This window comes from Brachybacterium sp. Z12, assembly GCF_014400405.1.
Lineage (GTDB): Bacteria > Actinomycetota > Actinomycetes > Actinomycetales > Dermabacteraceae > Brachybacterium.
Map to the genome: position 1 here is coordinate 2,165,875 of NZ_CP060496.1, position 17,237 is coordinate 2,183,111.

Genomic DNA, 17,237 nt, shown 5'->3' on the forward strand with positions numbered 1-17,237 from the left:
GATGATGTCTGATGTGCTGTGGAACGCACCCGTCGCCGCCCAGCCGGTCGACGCGCTGGTGCGGGTCCCGGGCTCGAAGTCGCTGACGGCGCGCTGGATGCTGCTGGCCGCCGCAGCCGCTGAGCCCTCCGTGCTGCGCGGTGCCCTGGTCTCGCGCGACACCCGCCTGATGCGGGATGCGCTCGAGCGGCTCGGCGCCGTGCTCGAGGTCAGAGACGGCTCGCTGCACGTCTCACCGCTGCCGCCGCCCACAGAGCATCCCGGCGACCCGGTCGAGATCCACACCGGCCTCGCGGGCACGGTGATGCGATTCGTGCCGATGCTCGCGGCGCTGCATCACGGCGATGTCCGCTTCACCGGTGACGATGCAGCGCTGCTGCGCCCGATGGATGCGGTCATCGATGTGCTCCGCCAGCAGGGGGTCGAGGTCACCGAGCACGGTGAGCCCGGGCACCTGCCGCTGACCGTGCACGGCACCGGCCGTCTGCGCGGCGGCCGGGTCGAGGTCGATGCGTCGGCCTCCAGCCAGTTCGTCTCCAACGCACTGCTGGTGGCGGCGCGGGCGGAGCAGGATCTGGAGCTGGTGCACGTCGGGCCGGTGCTCCCCTCGCTGCCGCATATCGAGATGACGCTCGATACGCTGCGTCAGGCCGGCGTCGATGCCTCCCACCGGGTGGACGACGACGGGCGACACAGCTGGAGCGTCACCCACGGCCCGATCCGTCCGGTGCAGGTGACGATCGAACCGGATCTGTCGAACTCGGGCCCGTTCCTGGCCGCGGCGATGGTCACCGGCGGCACGATCGCTGTCGATGACTGGCCGGAGACCACCACGCAGCCCGGCGATTCCTACCGTGAGCTGCTGACCCGCATGGGTGGCGAGGTCTGGCGCGAGGACGAGTCGGTCTGCGTGCGCGGCACCGGCACCATCCGCGGCATCGAGGCGGACATGTCCGCGGTCGGCGAGCTCGTGCCGACCATGGCGGCGCTGTGCGCTCTCGCGGACTCCCCATCCCGCCTCACCGGGGTCGCCCACCTGCGCGGTCACGAGACCGACCGGTTGAAGGCCCTGGCCACGGAGCTCTCGAAGCTCGGAGCCCGCACCGTCGAGCTCGAGGACGGGGTGGAGATCCACCCCGGGCCGCTGCAGGGAGCAGTGTTCGAGAGCTACGAGGATCACCGCATGGCCACCGCCGGCGCGATCATCGGACTGCGGGTCCCGGGCCTGCGGGTGGTGGACATCGGCACCACGCAGAAGACCCTCCCCGATTTCGTGGGGATGTGGCTGGCGATGCTGCACCCGGAGCCGGCGGTGGACGACGCGTGAGCCGCTCGGCCCGCGACTACGACGAGAGCGATGTGCGCGTCCGCCCCAATCGGCGCGGCTCCCGCCCTCGTACGAAGGATCGGCCCAAGCATGAGGACGCCGTCACCGCCCGCGTGGTCTCCGTGGACCGCGGGCGGTGGCGGACCGTCGTCGGCGAAGGCACCGAAGAGCAGCGAGCGGTCACCGCGATGCGTGCCCGGGAGCTGGGCCGCTCCGCCATCGTGCCCGGCGACCTGGTAGGTCTCGTCGGTGACGTCTCCGGGCGCGAGGGCTCCCTCGCACGGATCGTGCGGATCCAGGAGCGCAGCTCCTTCCTGCGGCGCAGCGCCGACGACGACGACCCGACGGAGCGGCCCCTGGTCGCGAACGTCGACCTGATGGTGATGGTCACCGCCGTCGAGAACCCCGAGCCCCGCGGCGGCATGATCGATCGCTGCCTGGTCGCGGCCTATGTCGCCGGGATCGAGGCGCTGCTGGTGCTCACCAAGACCGATCTTCGCTCTCCCGAGGCGTTCCTGACCTCCTACTCGCCGCTGGGCCTCGAGCATGTGGTGACGCGGCGGGAGTCCCCGGAGGAGGCGGTCTCTGCGGAGGCGCTCGGCATCGTGGGATTGGAGGAGCTGCGGGAGCGGCTCTCCGGTCGGATCAGCGTGCTGATCGGCCATTCGGGAGTGGGAAAGTCGACGCTGCTGAACGCCCTGGTGCCGGGCACGGACCGCGCCATCGGCGTGGTCAACGATGTCACCGGGCGCGGCCGGCACACCTCGTCCTCTGCGCTCGCGATGCAGCTGCCGGAGGATGACGGCTGGGTGATCGACACCCCGGGGTGCGCTCCTTCGGCCTGGGTCACGTGGATCCGGGTGAGCTGCTGGACGCCTTCGCGGATCTCTCGGCACTGGCCGAGCACTGCCCGCGCGGCTGCTCGCATCTCGAGGACGCCCCGGACTGCGCGCTGGATGCCCTGGGTCGCCGACGGCGGGGCCGGCACTGCGGGGCCCGCCCGCTTGGTCTCCTACCGGCGCCTGGCGACCGCACTGCAGGAGAACGACCCATGGGACCTGTGACCTGCGTACAGGCCGTCGGACGCTCGATGTGACCCGGTGTCCCGCAGGGTCCGCGTCGCTGCGCGGAGCGGGGCTCCCGGGCCCGTAGTGTGGGCGCATGTCGAGTCGATTCGCCGATGACCTGCGCCTGGCCCACGTGCTGGCCGACGCCGTGGACCAGCTGACGATGTCCCGCTTCAAGGCGCAGGACCTCGAGGTCTCCACCAAGCCCGACCTCACCGAGGTCACCGACGCGGACCGCGCCGCCGAGCAGCTGGTGCGCTCGCAGCTCTCCCGTTCCCGGTCCCGTGATCAGGTGATCGGTGAGGAGTTCGGCAGCACCGGCGCCTCCCCGCGCCAGTGGGTGATCGATCCGATCGACGGGACCAGCAACTTCGTGCGCGGGGTGCCGGTGTGGGGCACGCTGATCGGGCTGATCGAGGATGGTCGGCCCGTGGTGGGCCTGGTCTCCGCGCCCGCCCTCGGACGTCGCTGGTGGGGCGGCGAGGGTGCGGGTGCATGGACGGGCACACGAATCAACAGCGCCTCCCGCCTCCAGGTCTCCTCCGTGGACAGCATCGATGAGGCCTCGCTGTCGTACTCCTCGCTGCACGGCTGGGCGGAGCGGGAGCGGCTGCCGCAGATGCTGAACCTCATGCAGCGTTTCTGGCGCACTCGCGCCTACGGGGACTTCTGGTCCTACATGCTGGTGGCCGAAGGGGCGGTGGATGCCGCCTGCGAACCGGCGCTCGCGCTGCACGACATGGTCGCGCTGGCCCCGATCCTCACCGAGGCGGGAGGGCGCTTCACCTCGCTGGACGGCGAGGACGGCCCCTTCGGCGGTGACGCCGTGGCGACCAACGGGCTGCTGCACGAAGAGGTCCTCGAGGCTCTCGCCGAGCGCCGGGGCTGAGACTCGCTGACCTGCGATGGGCCCCGGATCACCTTCAGAGGTCCGCCCAGGGGCCTCCGGCGCCTCGGGGTGCACGCCATCGGTAGACTCGTGACGTCGTGACCCCGAACTGTGAAGGGATACATCCCCCTATGACCGTCAAGCGCGTCGCCCTCCTGACCGCAGGTGGCTATGCCCCCTGCCTGTCCTCCGCCGTCGGCGGTCTCATCGAGCGGTACACCGAGCTGGTGCCCGACGTCGAGATCATCGCGTACAAGCACGGCTACTGGGGGCTGCTCTCCGGGGAGAAGCTCGTGGTGGATGACGAGGTGCGTGCGAAGGCCGGCCTGCTGCACAACTACGGCGGCTCCCCATCGGCAACTCCCGCGTGAAGCTCACCAACACCGCGGACCTGGTCAAGCGCGGTCTGATCCAGGAGGGCCAGAACGCCCTCGAGGTCGCCGCGAACAAGCTCAAGGCCGACGGCGTGGACGTCCTGCACACCATCGGCGGCGACGACACCAACACCACCGCCGCGGACCTCGCGAAGTACCTGCACGACAACGGCCACGAGATGCAGGTCGTGGGCCTGCCCAAGACGATCGACAACGACATCGTGCCGATCCGTCAGTCCCTCGGTGCACAGTCCGCCGCGGAGCAGTCCAGCGTCTTCGCGCAGAACATCGTCGCCGAGCACGGCTCGAACCCGAAGATGCTCATCATCCACGAGATCATGGGCCGCGCCTGCGGCTACCTCACCGCGCAGGCAGCCGAGTACTACCAGACCTGGCACTCCCAGCAGGAGTGGCTGCCCGGGATCGGGCACCGCGCCGAGCGCTGGGACGTTCACGCCGTGTTCCTGCCCGAGCTGGCACTGGACATCGACGCCGAGGCCGAGCGTCTCAAGGCTGTCATGGACGATGCCGGCTGCGTGAACATCTTCCTCTCCGAGGGTGCGGGGATCCCGGAGATCGTCGCCGAGATGCAGGCGCGTGGCGAGGAGCCGGAGAAGGATCCCTTCGGCCACGTCAAGATCGATACGATCAACCCCGGCCAGTGGTTCGCGAAGCAGTTCGCCGAGAAGCTGGGCGCGGAGAAGGTCATGGTCCAGAAGTCCGGCTACTTCTCCCGATCCGCGAAGGCGAACGCCGATGACCTGCGCCTGATCAAGTCGATGACCGACTACGCCGTGCAGGTCGCCCTCGAGGGCGGCTCGGGCCTGATCGGGCACGACGAGGAGCGGGGCGATGTGCTGCGCGCCGTCGAGTTCGAGCGCGTCGCCGGGCACAAGGCCTTCGACATCTCCCAGCCCTGGTTCCATGAGGTCATGGAGCGCACCGGCCAGAAGATCGTCCCCGCCCAGGCCGGCTGATACGGCTGAGGACGACAGGGCCGCCGACATGCTGAGCAGCGCTCGGCGGCCCCGCGTGCGCACCTGGCGCCGCACCCTTCGCGCGCTCGCCCTGACGGGGCGGGCGCGCGAAGCGCATCCGGGGACCGATGACTCCGACATCCTCCACCTGGGCCCCGGCCCGGCCGCGACAGCGCTCATGGAGGACCGCGGACCCCTCGCCCCGGCCCGGCTGCTGCGGCCCCGCCAGGGCAGGCTCGGAGACTGCTGGGTGATGGCTCCGATGCTCGCGCTCCACGAGACTGCACCGGAGCGGCTGCGGGCGCTGCTCACCGCCGAGAGCCACGGGATCGTGACCGTACGCCTGCCCGGTGTCGCGACGCCGCTGCGCGTGGATCGACGTTTCCCCGTCGACGAGCACGGGGTGTTCCAGTACGGCCGACGGGACGGAGCGAACCCAGGATGGGTGGGCGCGCTCGAGAAGGCGATCGCCGCCCATCTCGCCGCGGACTACGCCTTCCTGCAGCGCGGGTTCGCCCGCTTCGGCTTCGAGCTGCTGCTGGGCGAGCGGGTGCACTCGCAGCTGCGGATGCCGAGCGCCGCACAGATCATCGCCTGGCGCAGCGAGGGGCGCGCGATCGCCGCGTCCACGCATCCCTTCAGCGGACGGGTGTCGACCATGGCCGGGCCGCTGCCGAGCAACCATGTGTTCGCCGTGGTCGGGGCCAATGCACACAGCGGCCATGTGCGGCTTCGCAATCCATGGCGTCCTGAGCACCTGCTGGTCATCGATGCCCGCAGCTTCCGGCGCGGGTTCCTCTCGGTGGATGTGACCGGCCCGCTGCGCTGACCCTGGTGCCTGCTCAGCGCCGCGCTGCGTCGAGCCAGGCGTCGGCGATCAGGCGGTGCCCGGGCGGGGTGGGATGCACTCCGTCCTCGGCGATGGTGCTCGGTGTGTGCCCGGCCGCGAGGGCGTCTGCCAGCACCTGCTCGAGGTCCACGGTCCGGTGGCCATGCTCAGCAGCGAGACGACGGATGATCGCGACCTTGCCGTCGAGGTCGCTGTGGATCCGCGCCGTCTGCTCGTCGACGTCCGCGACGAAGGGGATGATCATCAGCACCGGTGCATGGGGCACGGTGGCCGCCAGCTGTGCCAGCAGGTTCCGTAGTAGCCCTGCTCGAAGGATTCCTCGCTGACGTGCTCGCCGCGGGTGAAGCTGTGCCAGGAGTCGTTCACTCCCACGTAGATCGTCACCAGGTCGGGGGCGAGATCCAGACAGTCAGGGCCGAAGCGGGCCTCGAGGTCAGCGACCTTGTCCCCGCCGATCCCGAGGTTGATCACCGTCGCGGTCGGCTCATGGGCCGCGTAGTGATCCGCGAGCAGGCGCACGTAGCCGTGCCCGAGCTCCTCGGGGTCCTCTCGTCGTCCGGCGTCGGTGATCGAGTCGCCGATGAAGAGCAGGGTGCGGGAGGCGGGGGCGGTGGTCGCAGTCATGGCGGACATCGTGCCAGAAATGCGTTGCAGAAGTAGCTCGAATGACCTGCGGCCATTCGCAGCGCAACGGCTGCCACCATCGGGTCTTCGACGATGGACCCGACGATGCTTCCGAACTCCGCGCCGTAGACTCGCCGTCAACCGCTTGCGCGTCCGATGCCGATCCCGCTCGCGACCGCCCCACCTCGGATGACTCGTAGGAGTTCTGTGATGCCTGCCCTCACCCTGCCCGCGCTCCCGTTCCCGCTCGTCCCGTCGCGGGCTCCGTGGGAGGTCGTCGGAGAGGACGAGCTGCGGGCCACCTCCCAGCCCAGAACCGACATCTTCATCGCGCCGTTCCCCGGCGCGGAGCCGACGCTCGATGCGGGGACCCTGTTCGGCACAGCGCCCGAGGGCGACTTCCAGCTCAGCGCACGGGTCACGGTCGGCTTCCGTTCGAAGTTCGATGCCGGGGTGCTGATGCTCTGGCACGATGAGGAGCACTGGGCGAAGCTGTGCTTCGAGTCCGCTCCGGACGGCAGCGCGACCGTGGTGTCGGTGGTCAACCGCACAGTCTCCGATGACGCGAACGCGATGATCGTCGACGGCGAGCAGGTGTGGCTGCGGATCAGCCGGATCGATGGCATCTACGCGTTCCACAGCTCGTTCGACGGCCTGCGGTGGGACATGGTGCGCCTCTTCGCCCTCGACTCCCCGGCTCTCTGCAGATCGGCTTCGAGGTGCAGTCGCCGACCGGCGAGGGCTGCGACGTCGTCTTCGACCAGATCTCTTTCACTGCAACGCGCCTGGAGGATCAGCGCGACGGCTCCTGAGCACGCCTGGCGCCTGGGAACCAGGCCGCTGAACAGCGATTCCCGTCCCACCGGTTCAGCTCATGGTGAGCAGCTTCAGTCTTCTCGGTGGCGATGTCGTAGACCGCTACATGGCGAGCGGACCCTCTCAGAAGGGCGCCGTACGCAGTGGTGGATCCCACCGCGCCGGCCGAGTTTTCAGGCTCTTCGCAGGTGGGGGTAGCTGCGGTGCGTGGGGCTGGCGCGTCGGTGGCGGGATAGACGTCGAGGTCCTCCGATGATGGAAGTTCCTACGCTCGCCATCCGAAAGACCTCGACGTGCCCAACGCTACCTTCGACGCCCCTGACCTGACGACCTTCGCTCGTGTGGATGAGCTCGGCTTGGTCGTGGTCGGCCAGCACCTCACTCCCGCGCGGGCAGTGCTGGAATGTCGCCTCGCCGACGAAGATCCGTGGTGCCGGGCTTGTGGAGCACGTTCGACCTCGCGGGGAACGGTCTCGAGGTCGCTGGCGCATGCCCCGTTCGGGCACCGTCCCACGACGTTGCTGGTGCGGATCCGCCGATACCGGTGCGATCACTGCGGGAACCGCTGGCGCGAGGACACCTCGACCATCGCCCCGGAGCGGGCGAAGCTCACTCGCGGCGGGATCCGTTGGGCATTGGAAGCGCTGGTGGTCGATCACCTCTCGATCGCACGCGTCGCTGCTGGGCTGGGCGTGGCCTGGCATACCGCCAACGACGCGGTTCTGGCTGAGGGCCAGCGCCTGTTGATCGATGACCCGGCCCGCTTCGATGGCGTTGCCGTGATCGGCGTGGACGAGCACGTATGGCGCCGCGCCCGGTGGATGGTCGGTCACCCTGGTCGCCGCAACAGCGCCGACCAGGGTGACGACGGCGATCCCGAGCGGGGGGCAGCACGTCAGCGGTCGCGGTGCGAGAGCATCATGCGGCGTCACCGCGACGATCAGTGCTGAGCCTTGCAGGACCCTGTCGTCGGAGAGATCCCGCAGGGCGACGGTGTCGCCTTGGCGAAGCAGCCTTGCGCTCTTGCCCCCGACGTACCTGACGGGCCGCGACAGTCGCGCCACCCTTCTCCCGCCGGCGGCGGCCAGGCGCTCGCGATCGGCCACGTAGTGGCGGTCGTAGGCCAGCCATGCTGTGTCGGGGATGTCGGCGAGCGTCGCGAGGTCCTCAGCAAGAGCACGGTGACCGCGTACTCGCCGGCGAGGAAGAGGGTGAGCTCCTCCGGCAGGAGGTTAAGACTGAAGGCCGCGTCCTCGGCGCGGGTGTCGGTGTCGTCGATCCACTCCCGCAGGTACTCCCCGGTGCGACGGCGTAGTCGGTCGCACTCGGGTTGGTGTCCCTGGTCGGAGCCGCGGTCGCCGGAGGAACGGTGGCGAGAGGCGAGGAAGCGTGCTGGTCGGTCGGTGTTCCGGACATGGCCGGGTCTCCTTGGGGAAGCAGGTGAAGTGCATGAACGAGAGGAGCCCCCGACATCTAGTCGAGGGCTCGGGTGCGGGATTTGCTCGCTCAGCGAGTCTCGGGATCTGGCGTTCTATAGCCGCGGGTGTCGCTGCCCCCGGGCGAGCTGCCTGTCCTCGGTGGAGTCGAACTGGGCAACATCGCCAGCGGAGCGTTACTCATCGCAGTCCGGTCCGTATCGGCCGCGCGGATCAGCATGGTTTACTCACTACTCGATCGCCTGGCATACATATCGCCAATTTCGGACACAATGCCATTCGCACAACGCGAACAGGGCGGTGAGCTTTAGCGAGGGGGTGGACCTCAATATTAGACCATGATAGCGTCGATTGTGATTCGGGTCACCCGAGATCGGATTAATGGTCCCGCACGCAACTGTCATTGGAGGAACATGACACGCGGAAGAATAGCAACACTTCTGGTCGTCGGGGTCATAGTAGCCCTCGCGGGGCTGTCCCAATTGATCGTTGACTCAGGTATAGCATGGTTGGGGGTGTTAATGCTGCTCTCCGCCATACCACTGTTCGTGGTCTCGATGAGGGCGGCTAGCGATTCCAAGAAGCATTAATCTTACGCCTCCCAATAAAGTAGACAGCACGTGCTACAAGGAACGCAGAGAACCAGCGACACTCGACTCGTCCTGGGCTTCGATGCCTCGTGCGGCAAATGCAGTTCGATGGCCAAGCAATTGAAGAGCGACGTCGGCTCGGCGGTCGACGTTCTCCCTCTGAATAACCCCCAGATGAAGGAGTGGCGCACCGACGTCTTCTCCGACCCGCCCTGGGCACCCACTCTGATCCGTGTGGATTCGGACGGCACAGCACTCGATGGATGGGTCGGTTGGAAGATCGGCCCTGTGTTGGGGTCGAAACTCGGACCTCAGGCCGCAGCGCGCGCCCTCAAGAACATCGGCGAACTCCGCCTCGAGGCCAATGGCGGCCGATGGGGCACGGTGAGCAGAGCCCGGACCAGCCGTCGTGGCCTCGCCCGGCTGGCATTCGGTGCCGCCGGACTAGCAGCGGGTGCCGCCACCGTGACCGGTATGTCTGGTGCTGCATTTGCGAGGGGCACCACGTCGAATCTCCAGGTTTCCGGCGAGGACACGTTCGACGAAGCATCAGCTCTGAGTCTTCTTCAGAAGCAACTGGACTCCGCCGACGCCAAGAACGTCCTAGCCTTCTCGACGGCCACAGCGCAGACCGCATCGACGTCCGGGACACCGGAGGTCGGGGCGAAGCGCATGACACTTGCCGACGGAACCATCTCCGAGGCGTCGTACACGTACGACAAGCAGACAGGCAAAATGATCGTCGTGCAGGAGAACTCCGAACTCGTCGACGGCCGTGCCTCAATTGCCTGGGTTCTCGAGGTGACCGAGGACCCGGACAACTTCAACGAGTCTTCCTTCAAGATCCGGGAGAAGAGCGTCAACGGTGCGCTCGTGAGGCGTCTCGACGGTGTCGTTGATAGCGAGGGTCGGGCGACGTTTGATGTCGCTGCGGATGACCCGGACCCCTGCGGAGGATGCAACGGCATCTGCCGGGTCGGTGGCGAAGAATTCCGCGAGAGCTGCTACTCCTCGAGCGTCGTTTCCTGCATCCTCTCCGCGGCAGGTTGCGTCGGTTGCATCGCGTGTTCGGGAACGGGCGCGTGCATCTTCTGCGCGATCACCTCATGCGGTGGCGTGCTGCTCAGCTGCTGCAATGAAACGAGTGGTCCCGCCTGCGAGAGGTGCAACCGCGTGTGCTGATCTCGCGCGAGAAATGGAAGAGGCCCGTCCCAGCTCATGGCTGAGGACGGGCCTCTTCTACTCAGTTGTTAGGGGGATGAAGCAGCTCGCTCGGGAGGATAAGCATTCGGCCGGCGGCTTCGCCGGCCCCGTCAGATCTCATCGTCCGTCGGGCTCCGTACTACTCTCGCGCCATCAGGATCAGCCCGTTGCCGCCTAGCGCGGGCTGATCTTCTCGGCGGACGACCCCGGAAGCAGGCACAGCCTTGGACTCGACCTCAAACTCTGGAGAACGTCGGCCCGGCCTGCATCCGGATCTTTCCCAACGGCAGGGCTTCGCCCTGCTCGACGAAGCAGCCTCTGCACGGAACCTGCTGAGGGACGCGATCCAGGCGATCCGCGGCATGAGCCACGTGAGCACGGATGGCGACGCCGTCTTCACGCTCGGCAGCATCGGTGTCGTGCCGTCGTCCATCTCGACCCACTCGAAGTAGCCGGTCATCGGCACCACCGCGCGGGAGCTCGCGAAGCCGGCTCGGAACATGCCGTTCGTGTGCGCCGTCTCGAAGCGCGCCTTGATGGGTCGCGGGCCCATCTCCTTGGCCCAAGCGGGCTTGAAGCCCCAGCGCGCGAACTCCACGGTCCGCTGCACCTCGCCCATCTCTTCGTCGTAGTGCTCGCGCACCACCGGAGCCTTCGTGCGGGGCGCGACGGAGAACACCGGCTCCCAGTCGAAGTCCTTCTGTGGGTGCGCGGCGTACGAGTGCAGCAGTCCCATGCGGTCAATCCGGGTGAAGTGCGCAGAGACGGCGTCGACGGCAATCTTTTCAGTATCCATCGTTCAGTTAGCGCGGCTTTCGATCGCCGCTGCATCCTCTGTGCGTAGACGTCGTGACTGGTACAGATACGCCCCGATCAGGCGGATGAACTCGTCCGCAGTAGAGCCGAAGTCTCCAGGTGGTGAGCTCCTCGGGCCGCCTCGGGCCGAACAGGGTCCGGGCAACTTCCGTAACCTGAGACGGCGACATCGGCGGCGGTGGACAGCATCGACCGCAGTGCATTGTCAGCGCCCCAACAGTCGAGTGCCGCATCGCATGGCAATCGCCATGCTCCTGGCGGAAGAGGGCATCCTCTTCCTCGTACATGGCCCGCTCCTGCTCTGTGTAGTACATCGAGCCCTTGTCTTCCCAGGAACCGTCCCTTCTGTAAGGGCGACTGCATCCTGGACAGGGCTCTCCAGCGCTGTACTGCTCCCAGGTGAGCGTTGGGACGTCACACCGTAGCGCGTCGTGAAGCCTCGAAACCTGACCCTGCGCGCTCTCGGCCTCCTTGCTCACACTGAACGGAACGGCGAGATCTCCGAGCCGCTCGTACTCCGCCATGTCGTCCATGCGCTGAGGGTATCCATGTCGGGAGACAGCAGGGCAACTCGTAAGAACTCTCGCCCCTCGGCAGGCGGCTCGCCCACCTTCACTGTGCTTCACTGTGCGGCGTTCGGATGCTTGCGTATAGGTCTGCGTATAGGTTCGCGCTCTAGAGGGCAAAGCAAAGGGACCCCGGTCAGTGTTTCCACTGGCCAGGGTCCCTATCTCGTAGCGGGGGCAGGATTTGAACCTACGACCTCCGGGTTATGAGCCCGGCGAGCTACCGAACTGCTCCACCCCGCGTCGACATGTGTAACTCTACGACCCCGTCGCCCTCGCGTCCAACCAGAGGCCCTCCAACGTGTGCCATGACACGTTCACGGGCCGTTCACCTGCCTGAACGCCGGAACGCCCGCCCGGATCCGGTGAAGCACCGGAGCCGGTCGGGCGTCCCTGGGTCGGCGATCGGTCAGCCGGCTGCGCCGTCGGAGGGCTCCGGACTTCCGGTGCCGTCGAGCTCCTGGTTCGCCGCGATCGCTCTCTCGAGCGCATCGGCCATCCGCTCCTGGGCCTCGCCGTATGCGGTCCAGTTGCCGTCGGCCATGGCGGTCTCAGCGTCCGCCACAGCGGTGTCCATGTCCGTCAGGGCCTGGTCGAGGCGCTCCTGGGCGGAGCCGGCCGCCGGCGGTGCCGGGCTCTCCTCGCCGCCCTCATCCTCAGCTGGGGCCTCCTCGCCCTCCTCGACGGTGCCATCGCCCGTCTCGGCGTCGGCAGTGCCCGAGGGTGCATCGGGGTCGATGACCTCTGCTGCGTCGCCGGCCTCGGCACCCGAGTCGCCGCCGAAGACGAGGTCCAGCGCCTCGTCCAGGGTGGGCGCGAAGCCGATCTTCTCGCCGAAGGAGACCAGCACCATCTGCAGCAGCGGGTACTGGGTGCCTCCGCCGGCCTGCGAGGACTGCAGGTAGACGGGCTGGACGTACAGCAGCCCGCCGCCCACGGGCAGTGTCAGCAGGTTGCCGTTCTTGACCTCGGAGTTACCGGACTTCAGCAGGTTCAGCGCCTGCGAGACGTTCGGTTCCGCGTTGAACGTGGCCTGCACCTGGCCGGGGCCGTTGACCGGGTTCGAGGATGGCAGCACCAGGAGCGTCATGTCCCCGAAGGTGTCAGCCGGGTTCCCCTCGGTGTTGCCCGTCTCGGAGTCCACCGCGAGGTAGCCGGTGAGCACGTTCTGCCCCTCGGACGGGATGAAGCTCGAGGAGAGCATGAAGCGTGGGTCCTCCGCGTCCGGCATCTGCATGGTCAGATACATCGGCGGCTGAGGTGCCTGCTCCCCCGTGGTGCCATCGGGGTTCGTCGGTGCCGGGACCGTCGGGTCCGGCGGGACCTGCCAGAAGTCCTGCTGCGTGAAGAAGTCGTCCGCATCCGTGACGTGGTACGTCGCGAGGATCTCTCGCTGGGCCTTGAAGTAGTCCGCCGGGTAGCGCAGATGGGACATCAGCTCGCCGCTGATCTCCGAGGCGGGCTGGAGCGCGTCGGGGAACACCTCGGACCAGGCCTTGAGGATCGGATCCTCCGTGTCCCAGGTGTACAGCGTCACCGAGCCGTCGAAGGCGCTGACGGTGGCCTTGACGGAGTTGCGCATGTAGTTCGCGGACCGCTCGCGGTTGTTCGCGGTGCTGTTCGGGTTCGTCTGGGAGTCGTTGACCGTCTGGTCCAGGTCCACGGACTGGGCGTACGGGTACTCCGTGGTGGTGGTGTAGCCGTCCACCACCCACACCAGCTGGTCATCGACCACGGCCGGATACATCTGGGAGTCCAGGGACAGGAACGGAGCGACCTCGCGGACCCTCTGCTGGGGGTCGCGGTCGTAGAGGATCTGCGACTCGTCGTTGAGGTAGTTGGAGATCACGATGTTCGGATCGCGGAACTTGATCGCATACAGCAGCTGGTTGAAGAAGCTGCTCACGGCCGGCCCGCCATCACCCTCGAAGGTGTTGTAAACCTGGTCGCCACCCTCCTCGTCATCGGTGCTGCCGCGCTGGTAGTCGAACTCCTCGGGCTCGCTGCCCTCGGGAGCGCCGACGATCGAGTAGTCCGGGGAGTGGCGGCCGAAGTAGACGCGCTCCTCGTGTTCGGCGAAGGCTCCGTCACCCGGCACACCGGACTGCAGGAAGCTGGGCTCGCCGTCGGCGTTGCGGCGGTTGCCGTGCGCGGCAGCGGTGCCGTAGCCGTGCGTGTAGATGATGTGCTGGTCGACCCAGGAACGATCGGCCAGGCCGAACTTGTCCGGACGCAGCTCGCGCACACCGATGACGGTGTCCTGCAGCTGACCGTCGATCTCGTAGCGGTCCACGCTCAGCACGTCGTCGAAGCCCCAGTAGCGGCGGTTCGCCTCACGCTGCTCGAAGGTGGGCGAGATGATGTTGGGGTCCATCAGGCGGATCTGCGCCGTGGTCGAGGCGTCCTCGCGCAGCGCTCCCGGCTCGGCGTCGGTGGTGGCCGTGTACGGCACCTCGTTGACGTCGTCGAGGTTGAAGGCGGCGCGCGTGGCGTCGATGTTGTTCTGGATGTACGGCTGCTCGAGCGCGCGCTCGTTGGGCTGGACCTGGAACTGCTGGATCGCCCACGGGTAGAGATTGCCTACCACCAGGGTGGACAGGATCATCAGACCCGCGCCGATCGCCGGGATGCGCCAGTCGGAGCGGAAGATCCACACCACGAACAGCGCGGCCACCACGATCGAGGCGATCGCGAGGATGGTCTGGGCGGGCAGGATGGCGTTGTGGTCCGCGTAGGAGGCGCCCTCGAACCGCGAGTGGGTTGCGGTCAGCAGGTCATAGCGCTGGAACCAGTGGCCGGCGCCGAGGAACAGCACGTAGATCGTGGCCAGCACTCCGAGGTGCCGACGGGCGGACCTGGTGACCTCGAGACCGCTGTCCTGACCCCAGCTGACACCGCCGTAGATGAAGTGCCCGACCAGCGCGCCGACGATAGAGACCAGCAGCACGAACTGCCCGAAGGCGATGAAGAGGTCGATCAGCGGCAGGGTGAACACGTAGAACGAGATGTCGTTCTCAAAGATCGGGTCGACCTGACCGAAGTCCTGCGGGTGGAGGAAGAGCTGCACGTCCTGCCAGCGCCGGGACAGGGCGAGCCCGCCGAAGGCACCGATCACGATGGGGGCGCCGTAGGTGAGGCCGCGGCGCAGCGGGTCCACAGCCGCGCGGAACTGCTCGAGGGCTTCCTGCTCACGCGTGACCGGCGGGTACACGGGACGCTTGGAGTAGGCCATCCGCAGGCTGAGGAACAGCGGAACGGCGAACACCACGAAACCACTCAGGAACAGCACCGCCTGGGTTCCCCAGCGCGTCATGAGCACGTCCGTGAACTCGAGCTGGTCCATCCAGAGGTACTTGGTCCACACCTCCGAGGCGACGACCAGGAGGACGATCAGCGCGACGAGCACGCCGATCGTGATCGCCAGCGGGGAGATCCGCCTCGGACCGCTGGAACTCGCATCGGGGGCAGGACGTGGACGCGGCCGTGGCATATCGCCGAACGGGGCGGAGAAACTCACAGATAACCTCAGGTGCCTCGGTGTCGGGGCCCGCGGTCGCTGCTGCAGTGCAGGAGGGGTGACCGAGGCTCCGGGTACAGTGTGGTGCCGCCGCGGGAAGCGGCGGTCCTCCTATTCTGTCAGGCCGAACCTGTAAGGGACCTCTCGATCCGATGACGACTCCGGCCACCGACCCCCTCGACGCCCCGACTGCGGCCCTCGCCGCCGCCGTCCTCGAGGTGGCACGCCACCTCGAGGGGACTGATCTGCCCTCCCCACGCCTCTTCGCACTTGCACGCAGCGGCGAGCTGATGAAGGCCTCTCCCTCACTCGCAGCGCTCCTCGGCGCGGACGGCGACGGCACGGGCGCCCCCGACGATCTGCACCTGACCCCGATCGATCTCGAGGACGGCTCCCCCGTCAGCTCCGATCCCCTCACCGCACTGGAGTCGGTCCAGTGGCCGGATCTGGCCGCAGGTGGTGCGATCATCTGCGACCTCGCACCGTCAGCCTGGTCGGTGCGCGAGGGCGAGGCTGAGGGGAGCTTCCTTTGACCGGTCCCTGCGGGTGGTGGTTGCTGCGCTGGGTGACGGCACCACCTGGTCGGCGCTGGACCGCGGCGACGAGAAGGGTTACGTCCTCGGCGCCGCGCTGCTGCCGGAGATCACCCGGGCGCTGGTCCAGACGCTCCGCAGCACCGACTGAGCCCGCCTCAGAAGGCCGGTGCCAGTGTGTCGTCGTTCGACGCCTCGGTGCTGAGCGGGTCATCCTCGCTGTCGCCGGTCTCCCCGTTCTCCATCACCTCTCCGGTCTGCGGATCATGCTCGGGCACGTCCTCGACGCGCAGGGGGCGGGTGTAGATGGTGGTCCCGTACGTAAGGTCGTGACCGATCGCCTCGGCCTGGATGTTCAGCGAGTGGCGCGGGATGTCGTCCGTTCCGGTCCACTCCGAGGTGCTGAGCCGGCCGGTGACGATCAGCGGCTGCCCCTTGCGCACCGAGGTGAGCAGGTTGCGCGCCAGCTGCCTGCGGGCGAACACCGTGATGAATTCCGTCTTGCGATCGGCGAAGTCCTGGACGGACGCGTTGTAGTAACGACCGGTGACCGCGATCCGCACCTTCGCGGTCACGGTGCCGTTGTCGTGCTTGTGCTCGGTGGGATCGCCGGTGGCGTTCCCGATAAGGGTGGTCTGGATATCGCGCATGGCGGTGTCCTTCCTCAGATCCGGGGCTTTCCCGGCGTCGGCTCCCTGCCGATGCCCTCAGCGTTCCCCGAGCGCGCCGCCCGCTCCAGGGCCGCGCTGATCCTGTGGATGACCGTGGGGTGTGGAGGAACGGTCGGCTCTGTCGTGACCACGCCGGCCGGACGGATCCGGACAGCGCAGCGGCCGGCCCCTCCACGAGAGGGACCGGCCGCAGCACGGAGCGGGCCCGGCATCGCACCGGGACGGCTCAGGAGATCAGGCGCTGGGGATGACCAGGCCGGACGCGTTCTTCCGCGCGTTCTCGAAGCGTGCCTGGACATCAGCCCAGTTCACGATGTTCCAGATCGCCTTGACGTAATCGGCCTTCACGTTCTGGTAATCGAGGTAGAAGGCGTGCTCCCACATGTCCAGCTGGAACAGCGGGATCGTCGCCACCGGCACACCGTTCTGCTGATCGTAGAACTGCTCGATCACGAGCTTCCCACCGAGGGGCTCATAGGCGAGCACAGCCCAGCCCGAGCCCTGGATGCCCAGCGCCGCAGCGGTGAAGTGCGCACGGAACGCATCGAAGGAACCGAAGAACTCCTCGATCGCCTGCGCCAGCTCACCAGTGGGCTTGTCGCCACCCTCCGGCGAGAGGTTCTTCCAGAAGATCGAGTGGTTCGTGTGACCACCGAGGTTGAACGCCAGATCCTTCGAGAACTGGTTCACCGTCCCGAAATCATTCGCCTCACGCGCCGCAGCGAGCTTCTCCAGCGCCGTGTTCGCGCCCTTGACGTAGGTCGCGTGGTGCTTGAGTGGTGCAGCTCCATGATCTTCCCCGAGATCGAGGGATCCAGCGCGCCGTAGTCGTAATCGAGATCAGGAAGCGTGTAGTCAGCCATGGATCATCCCTTCGTCGTGGTGGGTGCGGAGCCTGCTGTGCGGGATCCGCCGTGCTGTCCATCCTGCCACGATGCGCCCTGAGAAGGCAGGGCGGAGGCGTCTTCGCGAGACGGTCAG

At 67.5% G+C, this 17,237-nt stretch carries 11 protein-coding genes, 1 tRNA gene and 5 pseudogenes; 10 read left to right on the forward strand and 7 right to left on the reverse strand.

All coding sequences use genetic code 11. The features are described 5' to 3' along the window. The first annotated feature begins 1 nt into the window (after position 1). The 5 genes and pseudogenes from aroA to H3H54_RS11465 all read left to right on the forward strand — a co-directional run bounded on the left by aroA (position 2) and on the right by H3H54_RS11465 (position 5,463). Complete coding sequence (gene aroA / locus H3H54_RS11445) at positions 2-1,327, forward strand: 3-phosphoshikimate 1-carboxyvinyltransferase (protein ID WP_262423981.1); 1,326 nt, start codon at positions 2-4, stop codon at positions 1,325-1,327. Continuing rightward, a pseudogene (gene rsgA, locus H3H54_RS11450) lies at positions 1,324-2,391 on the forward strand (ribosome small subunit-dependent GTPase A). Before aroA ends, rsgA begins: the two are co-directional and overlap by 4 nt. Positions 2,392-2,488: 97 nt before the next feature. Next, the gene (hisN, locus tag H3H54_RS11455; RefSeq protein WP_262423982.1) at positions 2,489-3,283 is read left to right on the forward strand and encodes a histidinol-phosphatase; all 795 of its coding nucleotides are present in this window, start codon (positions 2,489-2,491) and stop codon (positions 3,281-3,283) included. A gap of 131 nt (positions 3,284-3,414) precedes the next feature. After that, positions 3,415-4,634, forward strand: a pseudogene (locus tag H3H54_RS11460) (pyrophosphate--fructose-6-phosphate 1-phosphotransferase). Positions 4,635-4,662: 28 nt separating this feature from the next. Further along, positions 4,663-5,463, forward strand: coding sequence for a C2 family cysteine protease (locus H3H54_RS11465; protein WP_262423983.1), 801 nt, complete (start codon positions 4,663-4,665; stop codon positions 5,461-5,463). A gap of 13 nt (positions 5,464-5,476) precedes the next feature. Here H3H54_RS11465 and H3H54_RS11470 read toward each other — a convergent pair whose 3' ends face one another. Both H3H54_RS11470 and H3H54_RS11475 read right to left on the reverse strand, forming a co-directional pair. After that, a complete protein-coding gene (locus H3H54_RS11470) occupies positions 5,477-5,749 on the reverse strand; it encodes an SGNH/GDSL hydrolase family protein (protein ID WP_395962683.1) in 273 nt (90 codons plus the stop codon). Beyond that, positions 5,728-6,108 carry a GDSL-type esterase/lipase family protein gene (locus H3H54_RS11475; protein WP_262423984.1) on the reverse strand — a complete coding sequence of 127 codons (381 nt, stop codon included), beginning with the start codon at positions 6,106-6,108 and terminating at the stop codon, positions 5,728-5,730. Before H3H54_RS11475 ends, H3H54_RS11470 begins: the two co-directional genes overlap by 22 nt. A gap of 210 nt (positions 6,109-6,318) precedes the next feature. On the opposite strand from H3H54_RS11475, the pseudogene H3H54_RS11480 reads away from it, so the two are divergent. The 3 genes and pseudogenes from H3H54_RS11480 to H3H54_RS11490 form a co-directional block, all read left to right on the forward strand. Further along, positions 6,319-6,741, forward strand: a pseudogene (locus tag H3H54_RS11480) (DUF1349 domain-containing protein); the annotation flags it as partial. 476 nt (positions 6,742-7,217) lie between these two features. Then, positions 7,218-7,742: pseudogene (locus tag H3H54_RS11485) on the forward strand (transposase family protein); the annotation flags it as partial. Between the two features lie 1,316 nt (positions 7,743-9,058). Next, positions 9,059-10,132 carry a hypothetical protein gene (locus H3H54_RS11490; protein WP_262423985.1) on the forward strand — a complete coding sequence of 358 codons (1,074 nt, stop codon included), beginning with the start codon at positions 9,059-9,061 and terminating at the stop codon, positions 10,130-10,132. A 160-nt stretch (positions 10,133-10,292) separates the two neighbouring features. Here H3H54_RS11490 and H3H54_RS11495 read toward each other — a convergent pair whose 3' ends face one another. The 3 genes from H3H54_RS11495 to H3H54_RS11505 form a co-directional block, all read right to left on the reverse strand. Then, positions 10,293-10,949: an SOS response-associated peptidase gene (locus H3H54_RS11495; protein WP_262423986.1), complete on the reverse strand. Its 657-nt coding sequence runs from the start codon at positions 10,947-10,949 to the stop codon at positions 10,293-10,295. 755 nt (positions 10,950-11,704) lie between these two features. Beyond that, positions 11,705-11,778 (reverse strand) — tRNA-Met (locus H3H54_RS11500). Positions 11,779-11,944: 166 nt separating this feature from the next. Beyond that, on the reverse strand, positions 11,945-15,025 hold the full coding sequence (locus H3H54_RS11505) for a UPF0182 family protein (RefSeq protein ID WP_262426466.1): 3,081 nt from the start codon (positions 15,023-15,025) through the stop codon (positions 11,945-11,947). Positions 15,026-15,204: 179 nt separating this feature from the next. On the opposite strand from H3H54_RS11505, the gene H3H54_RS11510 reads away from it, so the two are divergent. Beyond that, the gene (locus H3H54_RS11510; RefSeq protein WP_262423987.1) at positions 15,205-15,585 is read left to right on the forward strand and encodes a hypothetical protein; all 381 of its coding nucleotides are present in this window, start codon (positions 15,205-15,207) and stop codon (positions 15,583-15,585) included. Between the two features lie 16 nt (positions 15,586-15,601). Then, entirely contained in the window at positions 15,602-15,736 is a 135-nt protein-coding gene (locus H3H54_RS11515; RefSeq protein WP_262423988.1) for a hypothetical protein, read from the forward strand. Positions 15,737-15,743: 7 nt separating this feature from the next. Here H3H54_RS11515 and H3H54_RS11520 read toward each other — a convergent pair whose 3' ends face one another. Beyond that, positions 15,744-16,235, reverse strand: a complete 492-nt coding sequence (locus tag H3H54_RS11520; RefSeq protein WP_262423989.1) for a single-stranded DNA-binding protein — start codon at positions 16,233-16,235, stop codon at positions 15,744-15,746. A gap of 255 nt (positions 16,236-16,490) precedes the next feature. Then, positions 16,491-17,119: pseudogene (locus H3H54_RS11525) on the reverse strand (superoxide dismutase). Positions 17,120-17,237 lie beyond the last annotated feature (118 nt).

What these genes read in the sequence shown, in the direction of transcription:
- H3H54_RS11490 (WP_262423985.1), top strand. Translation starts at nt 9,059, where the DNA reads ATGGCCAAGCAATTGAAGAGCGACGTCGGCTCGGCGGTCGACGTTCTC.
- H3H54_RS11495 (WP_262423986.1), bottom strand. Translation starts at nt 10,949, where the DNA reads ATGGATACTGAAAAGATTGCCGTCGACGCCGTCTCTGCGCACTTCACC.
- aroA (WP_262423981.1), top strand. Translation starts at nt 2, where the DNA reads ATGATGTCTGATGTGCTGTGGAACGCACCCGTCGCCGCCCAGCCGGTC.
- H3H54_RS11505 (WP_262426466.1), bottom strand. Translation starts at nt 15,025, where the DNA reads ATGCCACGGCCGCGTCCACGTCCTGCCCCCGATGCGAGTTCCAGCGGT.
- H3H54_RS11510 (WP_262423987.1), top strand. Translation starts at nt 15,205, where the DNA reads ATGACGACTCCGGCCACCGACCCCCTCGACGCCCCGACTGCGGCCCTC.
- hisN (WP_262423982.1), top strand. Translation starts at nt 2,489, where the DNA reads ATGTCGAGTCGATTCGCCGATGACCTGCGCCTGGCCCACGTGCTGGCC.
- H3H54_RS11475 (WP_262423984.1), bottom strand. Translation starts at nt 6,108, where the DNA reads ATGACTGCGACCACCGCCCCCGCCTCCCGCACCCTGCTCTTCATCGGC.
- H3H54_RS11520 (WP_262423989.1), bottom strand. Translation starts at nt 16,235, where the DNA reads ATGCGCGATATCCAGACCACCCTTATCGGGAACGCCACCGGCGATCCC.
- H3H54_RS11465 (WP_262423983.1), top strand. Translation starts at nt 4,663, where the DNA reads ATGCTGAGCAGCGCTCGGCGGCCCCGCGTGCGCACCTGGCGCCGCACC.